We start from the raw sequence: 15,752 nt of genomic DNA, 5'->3' as shown, positions 1-15,752 counted from the left end.
TGATATCTAGCTTTTACAGGTTTGATTTAAATTTTTTCTATGTCTCAAAAGCTTTAATCCTCCCCAACCCTCCTTTAATAAAGGAGTGAGGGTCCCCTTTTTTCCAAAGAGGGGTTGAGGGAGATTGATCCGATTACCCTGCCTTTTTTAATGCAAAATCCCGACCAAAAAGCAGTTTGCTGCGGATATTACCAATTGGTGTCTGGTCTGCAATCAGTTCTGCATACCAAGCCCCATCTTCAGTATCACCAAATAGCACCGCACCAATGACCTTGTCCTGCTGGATGATGATCCGTTTATAAATCTGACGTTTTTCATCATTCAGCACGATATCTTCAAAATCATCCTGAGGTTCAAAATTGCCGGCAGAGAAGACATCACATCCGCTAACCTTGAGCTGGGTCGGAACAGTCGGTGCCTTAAAGGTCAGTCGGCCATGTTCAGCCAGATGCGTCGCACAGATAAAGGCCTGTCCCCATAATGGCTCAACCAGTCCAAAGGTCTGACCACGATGCTCAATACATTCACCCACTGCATAAATACTCGGGTCATAGGTTTGCATGGTGTCATTCACCAGCACCCCACGATTGCAGCGCAAGCCAGCCTGTTCAGCCAGAGTTTTATTTGGTCGAATCCCGACGGCAAAGACCACCAAATCGGCATCCAGCACTGTCCCGTCTTTTAAACGCAGTTGAGTCACGTGACCATCAATACCGAGCAGCTCTTCGGTGTTGGCTTCGGTAATGATCCGGATACCTTTGTCTTCAATTGATTTCCTCAGCATTTGACTGGCTTTCATATCCAGCTGACGATCCATAATACGGTCCATCAGGTGCAGCACAGTCACATTCATTCCCTGCTGCTTCAGTCCATAAGCTGCTTCCAGCCCCAGCAGACCGCCCCCAATCACGACGGCGTTTTGCTTGGTTTTGCAGTAATCCAGCATGCGGTTAACATCCTGAATATCCCGGAAGCTAATCACGCCTTCAAGTTCAGCACCTGGAATTGGCGGCACAAAGGGTTTGGAACCGGTCGCGAGGATCAGACGGTCATAAGCAACGACTTCGCCTTTTTCGGTATGAACCTGCTTACGTGAACGGTCGATAGAGATTGCAGCATCTCCAGCTATGAATCGAATGCCTTTTTCGGCATACCAGTCGGCTGAATGCAGCATAATTTCGGCAAAACTTTTCTCACCAGACAATACCGGTGACAACATGATCCGGTTGTAATTGCCCCATGGTTCCTCCCCAATTACGGTCATGTCATAACGATCTGGCGCCATATCCAGCAAGTCTTCCAGACAGCGCATACCCGCCAGTCCATTCCCGACCAGTACCAGTTTTAAGCGCTCTGTGTTTTGACCATTACTGGAAATATAAGTCTTTTGTGCGGTTGGACTCACCAGAACTTTGCCATTTTCAATTCGGGTTGGAAATACCAGTAATTTCTGCTCTTGTTCTTCCAGACAACGACCGGTCACCAGACTGAAATGCTGCTTGTAAATTGGGGATGCGACTACACGCTCACCTTGCAGATCACCCAGAATGCCACGTGCCATGACATTGGCCAGACTAAACGGATCCTGATTGCTGAGTGCATAAACCCGCTGTTCCTGACCCACGCGAAAAATTGCAATCTGCTGATCTTCAATCAGGGCTGCCACACCGGTATTCGGAGTGATCTCATCCAGATTGCAGACTTCATACCAGTTCAGTTCGTTCATGTCTTTTAAAATTGTCATTTTCATTCTCCCTGACTGTGGTATTTAGGCTTCAACCACTGGAATACGGTTTAAATCACGTTCAGCTTCTGTCTTTGGACGAATCTGGCCACGTACAGGCGCAAACTGAATATGCGGGTCATTCTGCTCGGCTGCTTTGGCATTAATAAAAGTCTTAAAGCGTTTGCGTACTTCAGGATCTTCAATCGCGGTGCGCCATTCATCCTGATAAGTGCCAATCACATGCTGCATACGGTTTTCCAGTTCAGCAGCAATGCCTAGTGAATCATGCACAATGACATCTTTCAGATAGTCCAGACCGCCTTCCATATTGTCACGCCATACGCTGGTGCGCTGCAGACGGTCCGCCGTCTGGATATAGAACATAAAGAAGCGGTCGATATATTTGATCAGTGTGGAAGTATCCAGATCCGAAGCGAGCAGTTCAGCATGGCGCGGTTTCATGCCGCCATTGCCGCATACATATAGATTCCAGCCTTTTTCGGTGGCAATGACACCGACATCCTTGCTCTGTGCTTCTGCACATTCACGGGTACAGCCGGATACTGCCATTTTGGTTTTATGTGGTGAACGCAGGCCTTTATAACGGTTCTCCAGAAAAATCGCCAAGCCGACAGAATCATCGACTCCAAAACGGCACCAGGTACTGCCCACGCAAGATTTCACCGTACGTAGGGATTTGCCGTAGGCATGTCCGGACTCGAAACCGGCATTGATCAGTTTTTCCCAGATTTCAGGCAGTTGATGTACCTGCGCGCCAAACATGTCAATTCGTTGTCCGCCCGTGATTTTGGTATATAGACCATAATCTTTGGCGATCTGACCGATGGTAATCAGGCCATCCGGAGTAATCTCGCCGCCTGCCACACGTGGCACAATCGAATAGGAACCATCTTTCTGGATATTGCCGAGGTAGTAGTCGTTGCTATCCTGCAAACCGGCATGGCTAGGTTTTAGGACAAAGTCATTCCAGCAGGATGCCAGAATATTGGCTACAGTCGGTTTGCAGATATCACAGCCCATCCCATGACCATGTTGCTGGATAAGGTCAGAGAAAGTCTTGATTTCATGCACACGAACCAGGTGATATAGTTCCTGACGTGAATAGGCAAAATGTTCGCACAGGTGATTGTTCACCGTGACACCCTGACGCTGTAATTCAGATTTGAGAACCTGCGTCACCAATGGCGCACAGCCACCGCACGCTGTTGCAGCCTGCGTGCATTTTTTCAGTGCACCCAATGAAGTTGCACCGCCATCAATGGCTGAACAGATATCAGCTTTGGAAACATTATTACAGGAACAGATGGTCGCACTGTCAGGCAACAAATCGATGCCACTGCCACCCGATTTGGAGGTCGACTGATCAAAGCCCGGCATGATCAGGCTTTCCGGTTGTTCCGGTACAGCCAGACCATTCAGCATCATTTGTAGAAGATCGCTATATTCTTTGGCACAGCCCACCAGCACCGCGCCCAGCAGCTTGGTCTTATCTGCTGACACCACGATTTTTTTATAAACCTGCGCCGCTTCATCAGCATAGAAATAGCTCAAGGCACCAGGTGACATGGCATGTGCGTCACCAATAGAAGCAACATCCACACCCATCAGTTTGAGCTTGGTACTCATGTCCGCACCAGCGAATGCATGACTTTCTTGGCCTAGGACATGTTTTGCCGCGATCCGCGCCATGTCATAGCCTGGTGCAACCAGACCATAAATTTTATTGTCCCAAAGTGCACATTCACCAATGGCATAAATGTCCGGATGTGAGGTCTGGCAATAATCATTAATGATGATGCCGCCACGCTCACCAATCAGTAAACCACTTTGGCGCGCCAGTTCATCACGCGGACGAATGCCGGCCGAGAACAGGATGATATCGGTTTCAAGCACCGAACCATCTCCGAACTTCATTACATGCTGAGTGCTGTCACCATCTTCAATACTTGACGTGGCCTTTTGAGTATGTACCTTGACACCAAGGTCTTCAATTTTAGAGCGCAGTACCCGGCCGCCCAGATCATCAATCTGCACCGCCATCAGACGCGGAGCAAATTCTACGACATGGGTTTCCAGATTCAGATCTCGCAGGGCTTTCGCTGCTTCCAGCCCTAGCAAGCCGCCGCCAATCACTACGCCAGTTTTGGCATTCAGACTGGCTGCACGAATGGCATCCAGATCTTCAATGGTACGATAAACAAAGCAATTCTGACGGTCATTGCCCGGGATTGGTGGCACAAAGGCATAAGAACCGGTAGCGAGAATCAACTTGTCAAAACTCAGCACATCACCCTGGCTGGTGGTGACGGTTTTATGGAGCTGATCAATTTCAACCGCTTTAGTATTAAGTCGCAAATCAATGCCATAAGCATCGGCAAAATCACTACGACACAGACTCAGATCCTTGACCGACTTGCCGCTGAAATATTCGGTCAAATGTACCCGGTCATAAGCTAAATGTGGCTCTTCTGCCAAAATGGTCAGCTCAATGTCATCACCGGCCTGTTCCAGTACAGATTCGATGAATTTATGCCCCACCATGCCATGCCCAATCATGAGAATTTTCATATCTGCACTCCAACTATTGTTTTTTTAAAGATGATAAAAAGCCGCATATCACGTCTAGGCATTGATATGTCTGCTGATTGAATATGTTGTAAATACCGCAACCTAGCGCTTTGTAATGCTGGAGGAAGGGTTGAAACGCTTGTGCGTTTTGTATTGCTGAACAACTGACCATGTCATTTATCCTGTGCTGAACGAAATACCAATCACACTCCTTGAAAGTGCAATTACGATCAGAACGGACATCGTTGGCCGTTGTTAGTATTGAAAGTCATCTTTGACGATTTAATAAATGCAGAAATCGTGCCAACTTTTCCAATAAGAAAACGCCTTATTTCAGGCAGATGATCTACCTAAACGCTTCATTTTGATCAGCCATCAGCTGAAATCCCTAAAGCTATGCACTAAATTGAACAGAAAAATAGAATTTTATGCACCAATTTAATGGCATGTTTTTTGCTTTACTCCTGCTTGAATATTCCTTAGGCCTTACTTGAAAATATTCCATGTCCAAATTACGAATTGCTCTTATTGATGATGATCTGGAGCGCGCCCAATTCATCCAGGAATCCTTACTTTCACATGATTTTCAGGTGGTGGCCTGTTTAATCCTGAATGACCTGAATATGGTACATGTTAAGGGTATTCATGCAGATGTGATCTTGCTGAATATGGATCATCCGCATCGGGATATTATTGAAAGCTGTGTCAGCCAATATGAACTTCCGACCGTGCTGTTTACCCAGAACTCCAATAAAGACACCATCAAAAGTGCGATTGATGCCGGAATCACGGCTTATATTGTCGATGGTATTGATCCCACCAAACTAGAAAGCATTCTGGAAATTTCAATTGAACAGTTTCGCAAGCATAAAAAGCTGCTGAATGATTTAAAAGAAACCCAGGACAAACTGATTGACCGTAAAGATATCGATAAAGCCAAAGCGTTGCTCATCCAGCTGCATGCATTAACGGAAGAACAAGCTTTTGCTTTATTGCGTAAAAATGCCATGAGTCACCGGATTACCATTGGTGAAATGGCCAGACGCTTACTGGATGCACAGAAGCTGTTATTGGGCCAATAAGGAAAAGCATATGTCCACATTAGAAAAAACTGAACTCAATATTGGCTATATTCCTTTACTTGATTGTGTTGCCATTCTCTGGGCCGAAAAACAGGGGTATTTTGCTGAGCAAGGATTAACCATCAATTTAATCCATGAGGCCTCCTGGTCTAGTTTGCGTGACCGTCTGGCCTATGGCTTTCTGGATGCTGCACATTGCTTGTCTGCCATGCTGCCCGCTGCTGCCCTGGGTACAGACCAGTTACAGGTGGCTTTGCAAACCCCTCTAGTACTGAGCGTGAATCAGGCTTTTATTAGCCTGCGCCAGGATTTGTGCTATGAACTCGGCATCCAGCCTGGGGATGATGAACAGAATACCTCAAAGAAACTGGTACAGGCTTTACAACAGAATCATTCCATCAATCTGGCCTATGTTTATAAATATTCGATTCACCATTACTGTTTAAAAGAATGGCTGGCGCTGACTGATCCACAACTGGCCAAGAATATCCAGCTGATGACCTCTCCACCGCCTTCCATGGTAAAAGGAATCGCGGAACAGGTATTCGATGGCTTTTGCGTGGGAGAACCCTGGAATATTCAGGCCAAACTTGAAGGCTATAGTTTTATCGTCGCAGCAAGCCAGAATGTCATTCCAAAAGTTGCCGATAAAGTCTTGGCCATGACCCAGGAATGGGCAGAACAGCATCCATTTACTGTAGAGGCAGTGGTCAAGGCAGTACAAAAAGCGCAGGATGATTTAAAGCAGCGCAGTGATTTATCAGAAGTATGGGACATGCTGGTAGACTATCAGATTATTCAGTTTGAATGTTCCGCCCAGCGGCATGTCTATGACTTTTACAAGATCAAGAATATCATCCGGAATTTTGTTGGGGAAAGTGCCGAACCGAAAGTCGATGATTTTATCTGGCTCCTGCAGCAGATGCAGAAATGGGAAGATATTGAAATGACCGTAGCCGAGAAAAAACAGATTGCAGAACAGTGCATCTATAGTTTGCAAAGCCAGCATGCAGACATTATTGGCTAAATGATGTTACTGAAAAAAGAGGCCTGATTTTTCAGGTCTTTTTCATTGAGTCTATTTTCCAGAAAATGATTAAAAATCTCTGCATTCTGATCTAACTTCTTGAATATGATTAAGAGTTGTCTGCTAATTTTTCTATAAAAATAAGCCATTTTAAGAGTCATTTCAGGATTTGAGATGAAATGGCATTCATTTTGCTTATTCAGTATTACGTTTTATAAAATTTGTAATATTGAGGGGCAACACTATGAGTTACGTTGCACGTGAACTCAGTCAAAGAAATAAATTGCTGTTTGGCTTGGGGTCTTTTTTAATACCAGTTCTGATTTGGTGTGCGGTCAGCTATTTGCCATTTATCTGGCATCCACAAGTCCAGATTACTGATTCAGGTAGTGTTGCCTATTTACAGGTCGAGAGTCGTATTGATAAAGACCAGTTTTTTTCTGCTGCGCAGTCTGCGGTAGATCAGGGTCTGGCTCCGCCGCAGGGTATTCTGGTCAACCCGATTTATCTGCCTGCACCACATGAAGTTGCGATTGCACTGGTCACGGCGTTTACCACGGAGCCTGCTCAGGCCAATGCCCCCTGGTTTCATGAAAGTCTGTGGCACAGTATCAAGCTGGTGTTTACCGCGTTCTTTATTTCTTCCTTGGTTGGTATTCCACTCGGTATTTTATGCGGATTTTCAAATAAAATTTCCCAGCTGACCGAGCCCTTTGTCGAATTTTTTCGTTATTTGCCTGCTCCGGCCTTTGGTGCACTGGCAGTGGCAATTCTCGGAATTAATGATGCACCAAAAATTGCCATTATTGTGATTGGAACCTTGTTCCAGCAAATCCTGATTATTGCCAATACCACACGTCTGGTGGATCGCAGCCTGATCGAAGCCGGTTTTACTCTGGGCACCAATAAACTCAAAAGTCTGTTACATGTGGTGATTCCTGCCGCCCTGCCTGAAATTTACCGTAATCTGCGTGTGTTGCTCGGCTGGGCATGGACTTACCTGATCGTAGCAGAACTGATCGGCAGTACCTCCGGGATTACCTGGTTCATTACCCAGCAAGCCCGCTATCAAAACTTTGATAATGTCTTTGCCGCGATCCTGATTATCGGTGTGATTGGTCTGCTGTGTGATGTGATTTTAATGAAACTGGGACAACGCTTATTTAAATGGAAAGCGGGAGCTAACTGATGCAAAACACTGAATTTAATACCCGTGAATACTTCGACAAGATTTATAGCCGTCCGGTGATTCTGGAAGCGAAGCAACTGACACAAAAATTCAGTCATGGCAAAACTGAACGTACGGTTTTAAATGCCCTTGATTTGAAAATTCATAAGCGGGAGTTCATCTGTGTGATTGGGCCTTCCGGTTGCGGCAAGTCAACCTTTAGCCGTGTAGTCGCCGGTCTGGATCCTTATAGCAGTGGTGAGATTCTGGTGGATGGCCAGCCGATTACCGGCCCAAGTCCAGAGCGTGGCATGGTGTTCCAGGGCTATACCCTGTTTCCATGGAAAACCGTCAAGGAAAATGTCATGTTTGGCCCGCGCATGAAAGGCCAAAGTAGTGCAGCGGCCGAAGCGCAGGCACGTGAATGGATCAATATCATTGGTCTGGAAAAGTATGAAAACCAGTATCCGCATGAGCTGTCTGGCGGGATGAAACAGCGTGTCGCGATTGCCCGGGCTTTGGTCAATGAACCGAAGATCCTGTTGATGGATGAACCCTTTGGAGCACTCGATCCGCATACCCGGCAAAAAATGCAGCGTCATCTGATGGATCTTTGGCAAAATATCGACATCACCATCATTTTTGTGACTCACGATATGGATGAAGCCATTTTACTGGCCGACCGTATTGTGGCGCTGAAAGCCAATCCGGGTGAAATCAAGGAAATTATCGAAGTTGATCTACCTCGTCCACGCCATCCAGACGTCATGCTTAGTCCTGAATTTAAACAGTTAAGACAACGTGTCGATTATCTGGTGCATGCTGAAGAAGATGAACTGGATCCGGCACTGGCAGAACTGCCGGTCATTCCGCGTATGACCAAGGTCAGCAGCAATAAATAATCTTATCCAAAATGCCTTTGGGACGACCCGAAGGTTTTAATCGCTGTGTTGGACGACCAACATTAGAGGTGATTATCATGCAAGCGCAATATGTACTCCCACTGGTTGATATTTCAAAATTACAAAGTCCGGATTTAGCCGATCGTATTGAAGTTGCTCATGCTCTGGATCATGCCTGTAAAGAAGTCGGATTTCTTTATCTGCAAGGTAGCCAGTTTAATTCTGATTACGCCAAAGCCCTGATTGAAATGGCCCAGTCCTATTTTTCTCAGGATCTGGACACCAAAATGCAGCACTATATTGGCAAATCAAAAAACCATAGTGGCTATGTGCCGATTGGCGAAGAACAGTTTGCCGGCAACAGTTATGATTTAAAAGAAGCCTATGATGTCAATTATGATTATCAGGGGGTAAGAAAAGACTGTCCTTTACTTGGGCCCACCTTATGGCCAGACCATCCGGATTTCAAGTCTATTGTCAGCCAATACTATAGTCATCTGCGTGAGATCAGCCGGCAGATTTTTTCTGCCTTTGCACTGGCGTTGGGCGTTCGTGAGAACTTTTTTGAAAGCAAAATTACTGATGCACCAAGTCAGCTACGCTTGATTCATTATCCCTATAATCCGGAAGTGCAAGATGCCGAAGGCATTGGCGCACATACCGATTACGAATGCTTTACCTTGCTGTTACCCACCGCACCCGGCTTACAGGTTTTGAATAAAGCCGGCGAATGGATCGACATTCCACTGATTGAAAATACACTGGTGATGAATATCGGTGACATGATGGAAATTCTGTCAAATGGTAAATATCTCGCCACCAAGCACCGCGTGAAAAAAGTCTCTGAAGAACGTTATTCATTCCCTCTGTTTTGCGCCTGCAATTATGACACCGTGATTGAACCGGTTATTCACACTGAAAATTCCAAATATTCTGCCCTGATCGGGGGCGAGCATCTATTTAATCAGACCGCCCCGACCTTTCAATATTTAAAACATCGCGTTGCTAGCGGTGAACTGGTCTTAAAAAATGCTGTACCACTTTCCTCTTTTGGACTTGAAGAACAGGCGGAGACAGCATCATGAATCTGTTTGAAGTAATTAAAACTTTAAAGCCCACTACCCCTCAGCCAGAGATTATTCCGGGCTTTTTATATGGTGCTTTCCGACGTAAAAGCATCAGTTTTTATAATGGCCTGACTGATGAAAATACCATTGTGTACTGGTTTCAGTCGCGCAGTTTTACCATTGATCTACGTCTAAAAAGCCAGACGGGAACTGCTGTTCAGGAACGCCAAGGCTGGATTGGCAATACGCTTTGGGATAGCGCCAACCAACTCTTGTCCTGGGACGTGAAAGACTACGCCAATTACCAGAATCATGTGCAATGGCCGGAACCAGCCAGGTTGCATGCGATTGGCAACTGCATTCTGGAATTTTCTCCAAGTAATGTCTATGTCGAAGACTGGCGCCAGCAGGTACAGCACGGTTTATTTTTAGGCCTACGTCTTCAGTCTGCGCTTGATGTTCAATCTGGTCAGACACTGGAAATGGATGGCGGCCTGATTATTTGCGCTGATCATATTGCTTATGCCCTGACGCGTTTGCCTGAAGTGCAAAGTACAGTCGCTCAAATGGACTTGAAAGCTGTTGATCCGACCGTGTTTGCCTTGTTGGAAAGTTTTGAGGTTTCTATCGGGACTGATGGTCAAGCTAAAACTTACAGCACCTGCAGCAGTGAGACAGGTAAAGCTTTTAACCTGGAAAATTTTGAAGTTCTCAATGGAAGCAGTCTGGTTCAGCATGTCATTTTAGATGGTCGCGACATTGACCTGATTTTTGAGCTGGATATATACCAGCCAGATTACCAATTTCAATATACAACCCCCACGACTACACAAGCTGAAATCTGGCTGAAGTCAGAACAGGATCACCTGATGCAACATGCAGAACGGGTGTTATAGGGAGAAATATGTCTTTTTTATATCTGTCGATTGCCATTATTGCAGAAGTCATTGCCACTTCTGCATTGAAAGCTTCCAATGGTTTTAGCGTGCTCTGGCCTTCACTTGCCACCATTGCCGGTTATGCCGTTGCCCTGTTTTTCCTGTCACTGACCATGAAAACCATTCCGATGGGCATTGCCTATGCAATCTGGTCTGGTGCCGGCATTATCTTGATTTCAACGGTTGGCCTCTTGGTGTTTAAACAGCAACTGGATCTTCCCGCGCTGATCGGTCTGGCGTTTATGATCATTGGCATTATTTTTATCAATGTCTTTTCCAAAAGTACGCAGCTTTAATATTTTAATATTCATCTAACAATAAAAAATCCCCAATCCGGGGATTTTTTTATGGGTCTAGATTACATTCCCCAATGAGGCGGCATGCTCTATTTGAGTTCTTGTAACAGAGTCGGAACAATCACACCATCCACATTCATTTCAGTCGTATAAATGCCGTTGGCCACATTGAACTTGTTCACATGGTAGCTGGAACCATAGATCGAGTCGAAGCCATCACCTTTGGTAAAGACTTTCTTGTTGGCGGCCAGATCCAGCAAATGCGTGCCATCAATGAACTGCATATAGGTCTTCGCATCGACACCGACACGTTTGGACATGATCTGTGCAGCATCTTCACGAGTCGCCGGGTCATTGATGTATTTGACAGTTTTATCCCAAACCTGAATCACCTTTTTCCATTGCTCTTTATTGGCTTCCAGATGGGCTGGATTCACGGTCAAGGTATCGTAGATTAATCCAGGCTTGTCTTTAGAGGTGAAAATAATCTTGGAACCGGCAACAGCAGATAAAGCCTGATTTGCCACCGGCTGCCATACTGCAATCGCATCAATATCGGGAGTGGCAAAAACCTGTGGCAATTCATTGGTCATGGTATTGACCAGTTTGACCTCATTCAGGCCAACTTTGGCATCATCCAGTGCAGTGGACAGTAACAAGTGATCGACCAGACCTTTTTCAGTGGCTACGGTTTTACCGCGCAGATCCTGAATCGAATTAATGCCATTCTTGGCAATAATCACGTCATTTCCAGCTGAATAATCGGTCGCCATGATCATCACGCCCTTGGTCCCGCCAGAGCCAGTGACCAGATTATCACCATTAGTGACCATGACCGCATCCAGCTGGTTGGCAGCAAAAGCTGAAAGTGAGGCTGAATAGTCAAACCATTTAAAATCAGCATTGACTCCAGCTTCCTCTAACCAGCCTTTTTCAATCGCAACTTGCCACGCAACCCAACCCGGCCAGTCGCTATAACCAATCCGGATGGGTTGAGTATTTACAGTACCTTCAGCCTTGGCATTTGGTTCAGGTACTTTAGCGGTATTGTCACAACCGCTTAAAAGGATTGCAGACAGTACGGAAACTGACATCAGTGCTTTTTTGATCATTTTGCGACTTCCCCTATGCATTCACATTTAAATTTGGTATTTGAAAGTTGTTTAGATTTCATAAATTCGCGCCAGCCACCGAAATGACTAATATCTGTTGCATCCTCAAGTGCATAGCCTTCACAGATAAAGCCTTTGACCCAAGTACCATCAATCAGCTGAACATTACCGATCCCCAATGGTGCCGGAACTTCTGCAACAATGTCTCCGAACAGTGCACGCGGAATGTCCCAGACTTCGACTTCAATTGAACAACCTTTCGCGTTGTATTGGAGGCCGGGTTTTGGTGGTGTGGTATTTTTTAAAGCATAGAGTTTGTAATGCGAAGCAGTCCGGGTCTGCTTGATCAGGGTGCCACTGCGTGTGGTCAGCTGAAAGTTCAGCGGCATTCTACTTAGATGTGCACCGACGACAGCCAGTTTGACGCTGTGATCCGATGAGATTTCAGTTGTTTTTTCATAGCTAAGTTCAGAGGTGCCTAGCTTTAACTGGCTCGATTGCTGCCATTTTTGCCCGAATTTGGCCAGTGCTTCATCCATCCAGGCTGGCGCAATAAAGGTCACACCCGTTGGAAGACCATCAGCACGAATGCTATTTGGTAATGCCAAAGCCGACAGGTCGGCAAAATTGACAAAATTGGTATAAGCGCCCATGTGGCTGTTTTTTACCAGAGGATCGGCTTCTACTTCTGCAATGCGATAAATGGTGGGTGCAGTAGGCACCATCAAGGCATCATAATCTGCCAGTGTATTTTGAATAACACGGCTCAGGTGGGCACGTTCATATTCATCCTGCATGACATCGACCGCATTGAACCGGTCTGCCTGCGCAATAATCTGGCCAATGACCGGATGGGTCTGCTCGCGTTGCACCATTTTTTCCACGGCACTGGTACGTTCAGCCACCCAAGAGCGGTTATACAAGGCCGCTGCCAGTTGTTGAAATGGAGCAAAATCAATCGGCTCAACCGTATAACCCAAGCTTTGTACACGTGCGATCGCCAGCTGGAATGCTTTTTCAGTTTCAGCATCGCCATAAAATTCCAGTGTATCTGGAATGGCAATTTTCCCTTTTGAAAATTGGCTAGGAACATTCTGAGGATGCGTTCTGGAATAATCATCGCTGGCATCATAGCCCTGCATGACTTGCGCTACCTGCCAGGCATTATCCACCGTTAATGCAAAAATCGAAATCACATCGATGGTGCGACAAGCCGGAATCAGGCCAGTAGTCGAGAACCAGCCTTTGGTCGGTTTGAGTCCGACAATGTTATTGTGCCCTGCTGGTACACGTCCTGAACCTGCAGTATCTGTACCCAGACTGAATGGTACTAATCCATTGGCTACCACCACGCTGGAACCCGAACTCGAACCGCCGCTGATATATTCAGGATTAAAGCTGTTCTTCACGGCGCCGTATGGGGAACGCACACCGACCAGACCCGTCGCAAACTGATCTAGATTGGTTTTACCCACGACAATCGCGCCGGCAGCTTTTAATTTGGCTACTGCTGTTGCATCGGAAGTCGCCAGATAAGCTGCCTCTTTACATGCTGCTGTGGTATAGAACCCTGCAACATCAATATTGTCCTTGACCGCAAATGGCACCCCATAAAGTGGCAAGCTTTCAGTATCTGCACCAGTTAATGCATCAATTTGTGCCTGTAATTGTGCTGCCGTCGCAATTGAAATCCAGGCATGATCGTCATTATTCAACCCGGCAACATACTCAATCAGGTCACTAAGCTGGATATTGTTATTCTGGTAGGCGTGTTGCCAGTCCTGTACAGTCCATAAGTTGTGCACAGCTGTTCTCCTTAAGTGTGTTCGGTATTTTGTGGAATAGGCGGCATGACGGCATCCATCAGTTCGAGATGCCCTTTAATCACGCCTTTCAGTGCAATAAATTGTTCGCTAATTTCTTTTAGATCACTGCTCGCGCCCTGCATCAGCATGACTTGCAGAATTTTTTCATCATCCAACTGGATATGAAGTGAATTGATCACTTGCGCCAGATACTGCTGCTGCAGATCGACCAGCTGACTGCGCAGCGGTTTCAGGCTGACGTCGTAGAGCAAGGTGAGTGTGCCGACCATGACTTCATCGCGAATCACCAGATCATCAATCAGGTGGCGGTTAATCATGTCGACAATGGCCTGTGAACGGCTTTCATAATGCTGCTCGACAATTTTTTGGTCCATCGCATGTAGCGTGGTTTCTGGCACGGTAATACTGATCCGTGCCAATTTTTGTTTAGGCACGATGTTGATCCTTGGGTTGGTATTGGGAAGACTGTTTAATGTGAAAGCCTGCGCGTACGCTGAGCAGCTCAACCAAAAAGTGAAGCCATGGATGCATTTTTTTATTTGATGTCGGATTGTTCATGTGCATCTCCTGTAAATATTACAAAACCAAAATTTCGTATTACTTAGGAAAATGCAGAAAGCGTGCCAATTTTTAGTTATTTGGATGAGGTGAATAAACTTATATAAAAGGGCGAAAAAAAGCCCCATAACATTGAAATGGGGCTTGTTCTAAAGCAAAAGTAAGTTTTGTATTTCACCGGTTTATTCCATTTTGATTGCTCATGTCCTTGCTATTCTTTTTATACATGAATGGTTAACCGATGTTTGTGATTATGAGTGATCAAGTGTATTGCTCTCCTCTATTTATGTTGTATATAAATAAAAGCATAAAGCGTGCCATAATATAAAATAGAGTGTAATTTAAGCAGAATGCGTGGGAAATTAATTACATACGTAAAAAGAGGCAAAACAAGGATGATTTATTTTTTAAGTATGCCTAAAAAATAGGCCATTTTGCACCATTGGGGTTCAGGAGTGCATCAAAGTGTAGCTGAAAATGGTCGGAGTGACTTTATCTGTAAATGTTAATTTTTTATTTAAAGTATTCCTTAAAATTGATGACTCTGTGATATTTACTTTTAAGACTGAAGGTTTGCCAATCATCAATAAACTAGATATGTAAACAATAATCAAATTATTACCATTTAACAGGGTCTTTTAAAAGATCTGTTAAATGGTTTAATATTAAGGTTTAGGATATTTTTAAAACATCATATAAATCTGATCTTTTTGATAATTCATCATATAAAGCCGTTAACCAATGATTTTTGCCATGCGTTAAAATAAAAAGTTTTCTGTCTGAGTCTAAGGTTGTAGTAATCTCTTCATTGCTTAATTCTAACCAAAAATCTTTACTTCTAAATTTTGCCATTAGCGTTGTCAGCTCTGTTTCAGCAGCTTTATTACTTAAATATGAAGCCATACCCAACTCGTCAAAAGTATAATTAATTTTATGGATGATTTCTTTAGCGACATCTAATGAACTATCAACAAAAAAAGATACTGATAATAAATTTTGTTCAAGAGTTACATTTGCTTTCAGCCATAAAATATCACCTAGATCATCATAATATGGATGAAAAAAGCTGACTTGATGTTGACCAATTATTTTAAAAATTTTAGCTTTTTTCTTCGTATTACAATTATGGCAACTAGGAATTAAATTTTTAGGATTAACGGCTAAGCCAGAGTAAATAGACTCAGGTAAAAAGTGATCAACATGCGAACAGATTGTTGAGAGACAATAAGGACATTTAATAATTTTATTTTTATCTTCATTCCCATTCGTTAAGATCAAGTCATAAAATTTCCTTATCGTTGAGTACTGTGGTTTATTATTTGAAAAGTATGAAGTAAGTATCCATTAAAAAGTAAACATGTATTCTTTTCCGAATTGGTTTGATACTTTCTCCACCCATTGCTCTATTTTGTCAGCTGTCATGACTTGAAAATCTCGCCAATAATATTTCATCTGCTTCCA

Annotated in this window: 14 protein-coding genes; 7 read left to right on the top strand and 7 right to left on the bottom strand. The window is 44.6% G+C overall.

The annotated features are described in order from the left end of the window. Positions 1–133 precede the first annotated feature (133 nt). Together nirD and nirB are read right to left on the bottom strand one after the other, a co-directional pair. On the bottom strand, positions 134–1,744 hold the full coding sequence (gene nirD / locus AC1P5O_RS11690) for a nitrite reductase small subunit NirD (RefSeq protein ID WP_253145069.1): 1,611 nt from the start codon (positions 1,742–1,744) through the stop codon (positions 134–136). Positions 1,745–1,768: 24 nt separating this feature from the next. Next, positions 1,769–4,315: a nitrite reductase large subunit NirB gene (gene nirB / locus AC1P5O_RS11685; protein ID WP_262466663.1), complete on the bottom strand. Its 2,547-nt coding sequence runs from the start codon at positions 4,313–4,315 to the stop codon at positions 1,769–1,771. 503 nt (positions 4,316–4,818) lie between these two features. Between nirB and AC1P5O_RS11680 the strand changes: the two genes are divergently transcribed. The 7 genes from AC1P5O_RS11680 to AC1P5O_RS11650 all read left to right on the top strand — a co-directional run bounded on the left by AC1P5O_RS11680 (position 4,819) and on the right by AC1P5O_RS11650 (position 10,795). Next, on the top strand, positions 4,819–5,397 hold the full coding sequence (locus tag AC1P5O_RS11680; protein WP_004280362.1) for an ANTAR domain-containing response regulator: 579 nt from the start codon (positions 4,819–4,821) through the stop codon (positions 5,395–5,397). A 10-nt stretch (positions 5,398–5,407) separates the two neighbouring features. Beyond that, on the top strand, positions 5,408–6,424 hold the full coding sequence (locus AC1P5O_RS11675; RefSeq protein WP_148335175.1) for a CmpA/NrtA family ABC transporter substrate-binding protein: 1,017 nt from the start codon (positions 5,408–5,410) through the stop codon (positions 6,422–6,424). A 244-nt stretch (positions 6,425–6,668) separates the two neighbouring features. Beyond that, positions 6,669–7,613 (top strand): ABC transporter permease, encoded by a 945-nt coding sequence (locus tag AC1P5O_RS11670; RefSeq protein WP_262466664.1) that lies wholly within the window; start codon positions 6,669–6,671, stop codon positions 7,611–7,613. Beyond that, entirely contained in the window at positions 7,613–8,494 is an 882-nt protein-coding gene (locus tag AC1P5O_RS11665; protein ID WP_004809406.1) for an ABC transporter ATP-binding protein, read from the top strand. Before AC1P5O_RS11670 ends, AC1P5O_RS11665 begins: the two co-directional genes overlap by 1 nt. A 77-nt stretch (positions 8,495–8,571) precedes the next feature. After that, entirely contained in the window at positions 8,572–9,579 is a 1,008-nt protein-coding gene (locus AC1P5O_RS11660; protein WP_348942211.1) for an isopenicillin N synthase family dioxygenase, read from the top strand. Then, positions 9,576–10,457, top strand: a complete 882-nt coding sequence (locus AC1P5O_RS11655) for a hypothetical protein (protein WP_262466666.1) — start codon at positions 9,576–9,578, stop codon at positions 10,455–10,457. Before AC1P5O_RS11660 ends, AC1P5O_RS11655 begins: the two co-directional genes overlap by 4 nt. Positions 10,458–10,465: 8 nt before the next feature. Beyond that, the gene (locus AC1P5O_RS11650; protein ID WP_004280373.1) at positions 10,466–10,795 is read left to right on the top strand and encodes a DMT family transporter; all 330 of its coding nucleotides are present in this window, start codon (positions 10,466–10,468) and stop codon (positions 10,793–10,795) included. A gap of 89 nt (positions 10,796–10,884) precedes the next feature. Here the strand turns inward: AC1P5O_RS11650 and AC1P5O_RS11645 are convergent, their stop codons facing one another. From AC1P5O_RS11645 to AC1P5O_RS11625, 5 genes are all read right to left on the bottom strand, one after another. Then, the gene (locus AC1P5O_RS11645) at positions 10,885–11,907 is read right to left on the bottom strand and encodes an ABC transporter substrate-binding protein (RefSeq protein ID WP_174894393.1); all 1,023 of its coding nucleotides are present in this window, start codon (positions 11,905–11,907) and stop codon (positions 10,885–10,887) included. Next, positions 11,904–13,712 carry an allophanate hydrolase gene (gene atzF / locus AC1P5O_RS11640; protein ID WP_262466667.1) on the bottom strand — a complete coding sequence of 603 codons (1,809 nt, stop codon included), beginning with the start codon at positions 13,710–13,712 and terminating at the stop codon, positions 11,904–11,906. The genes AC1P5O_RS11645 and atzF overlap by 4 nt, the downstream gene beginning before the upstream one ends. Before the next feature lie 11 nt (positions 13,713–13,723). Then, positions 13,724–14,167: a CopG family ribbon-helix-helix protein gene (locus tag AC1P5O_RS11635; RefSeq protein WP_004280384.1), complete on the bottom strand. Its 444-nt coding sequence runs from the start codon at positions 14,165–14,167 to the stop codon at positions 13,724–13,726. Continuing rightward, a complete protein-coding gene (locus AC1P5O_RS11630; RefSeq protein WP_004647016.1) occupies positions 14,160–14,291 on the bottom strand; it encodes a hypothetical protein in 132 nt (43 codons plus the stop codon). The genes AC1P5O_RS11635 and AC1P5O_RS11630 overlap by 8 nt, the downstream gene beginning before the upstream one ends. A 672-nt stretch (positions 14,292–14,963) precedes the next feature. Then, positions 14,964–15,569, bottom strand: coding sequence for an HNH endonuclease (locus AC1P5O_RS11625; RefSeq protein ID WP_262466668.1), 606 nt, complete (start codon positions 15,567–15,569; stop codon positions 14,964–14,966). Positions 15,570–15,752: the final 183 nt, after the last annotated feature.

This window comes from Prolinoborus fasciculus, from assembly GCF_056724605.1.
This window is presented reverse-complemented; position numbering and strand designations above follow the sequence as displayed.

Excerpts from the sequence above, each read along its gene's own strand:
- nirD (WP_253145069.1), bottom strand. The coding sequence starts at position 1,744 with ATGACAATTTTAAAAGACATGAACGAACTGAACTGGTATGAAGTCTGC.
- nirB (WP_262466663.1), bottom strand. The coding sequence starts at position 4,315 with ATGAAAATTCTCATGATTGGGCATGGCATGGTGGGGCATAAATTCATC.
- AC1P5O_RS11680 (WP_004280362.1), top strand. The coding sequence starts at position 4,819 with ATGTCCAAATTACGAATTGCTCTTATTGATGATGATCTGGAGCGCGCC.
- AC1P5O_RS11675 (WP_148335175.1), top strand. The coding sequence starts at position 5,408 with ATGTCCACATTAGAAAAAACTGAACTCAATATTGGCTATATTCCTTTA.
- AC1P5O_RS11670 (WP_262466664.1), top strand. The coding sequence starts at position 6,669 with ATGAGTTACGTTGCACGTGAACTCAGTCAAAGAAATAAATTGCTGTTT.
- AC1P5O_RS11665 (WP_004809406.1), top strand. The coding sequence starts at position 7,613 with ATGCAAAACACTGAATTTAATACCCGTGAATACTTCGACAAGATTTAT.
- AC1P5O_RS11660 (WP_348942211.1), top strand. The coding sequence starts at position 8,572 with ATGCAAGCGCAATATGTACTCCCACTGGTTGATATTTCAAAATTACAA.
- AC1P5O_RS11655 (WP_262466666.1), top strand. The coding sequence starts at position 9,576 with ATGAATCTGTTTGAAGTAATTAAAACTTTAAAGCCCACTACCCCTCAG.
- AC1P5O_RS11650 (WP_004280373.1), top strand. The coding sequence starts at position 10,466 with ATGTCTTTTTTATATCTGTCGATTGCCATTATTGCAGAAGTCATTGCC.
- AC1P5O_RS11645 (WP_174894393.1), bottom strand. The coding sequence starts at position 11,907 with ATGATCAAAAAAGCACTGATGTCAGTTTCCGTACTGTCTGCAATCCTT.
- AC1P5O_RS11630 (WP_004647016.1), bottom strand. The coding sequence starts at position 14,291 with ATGAACAATCCGACATCAAATAAAAAAATGCATCCATGGCTTCACTTT.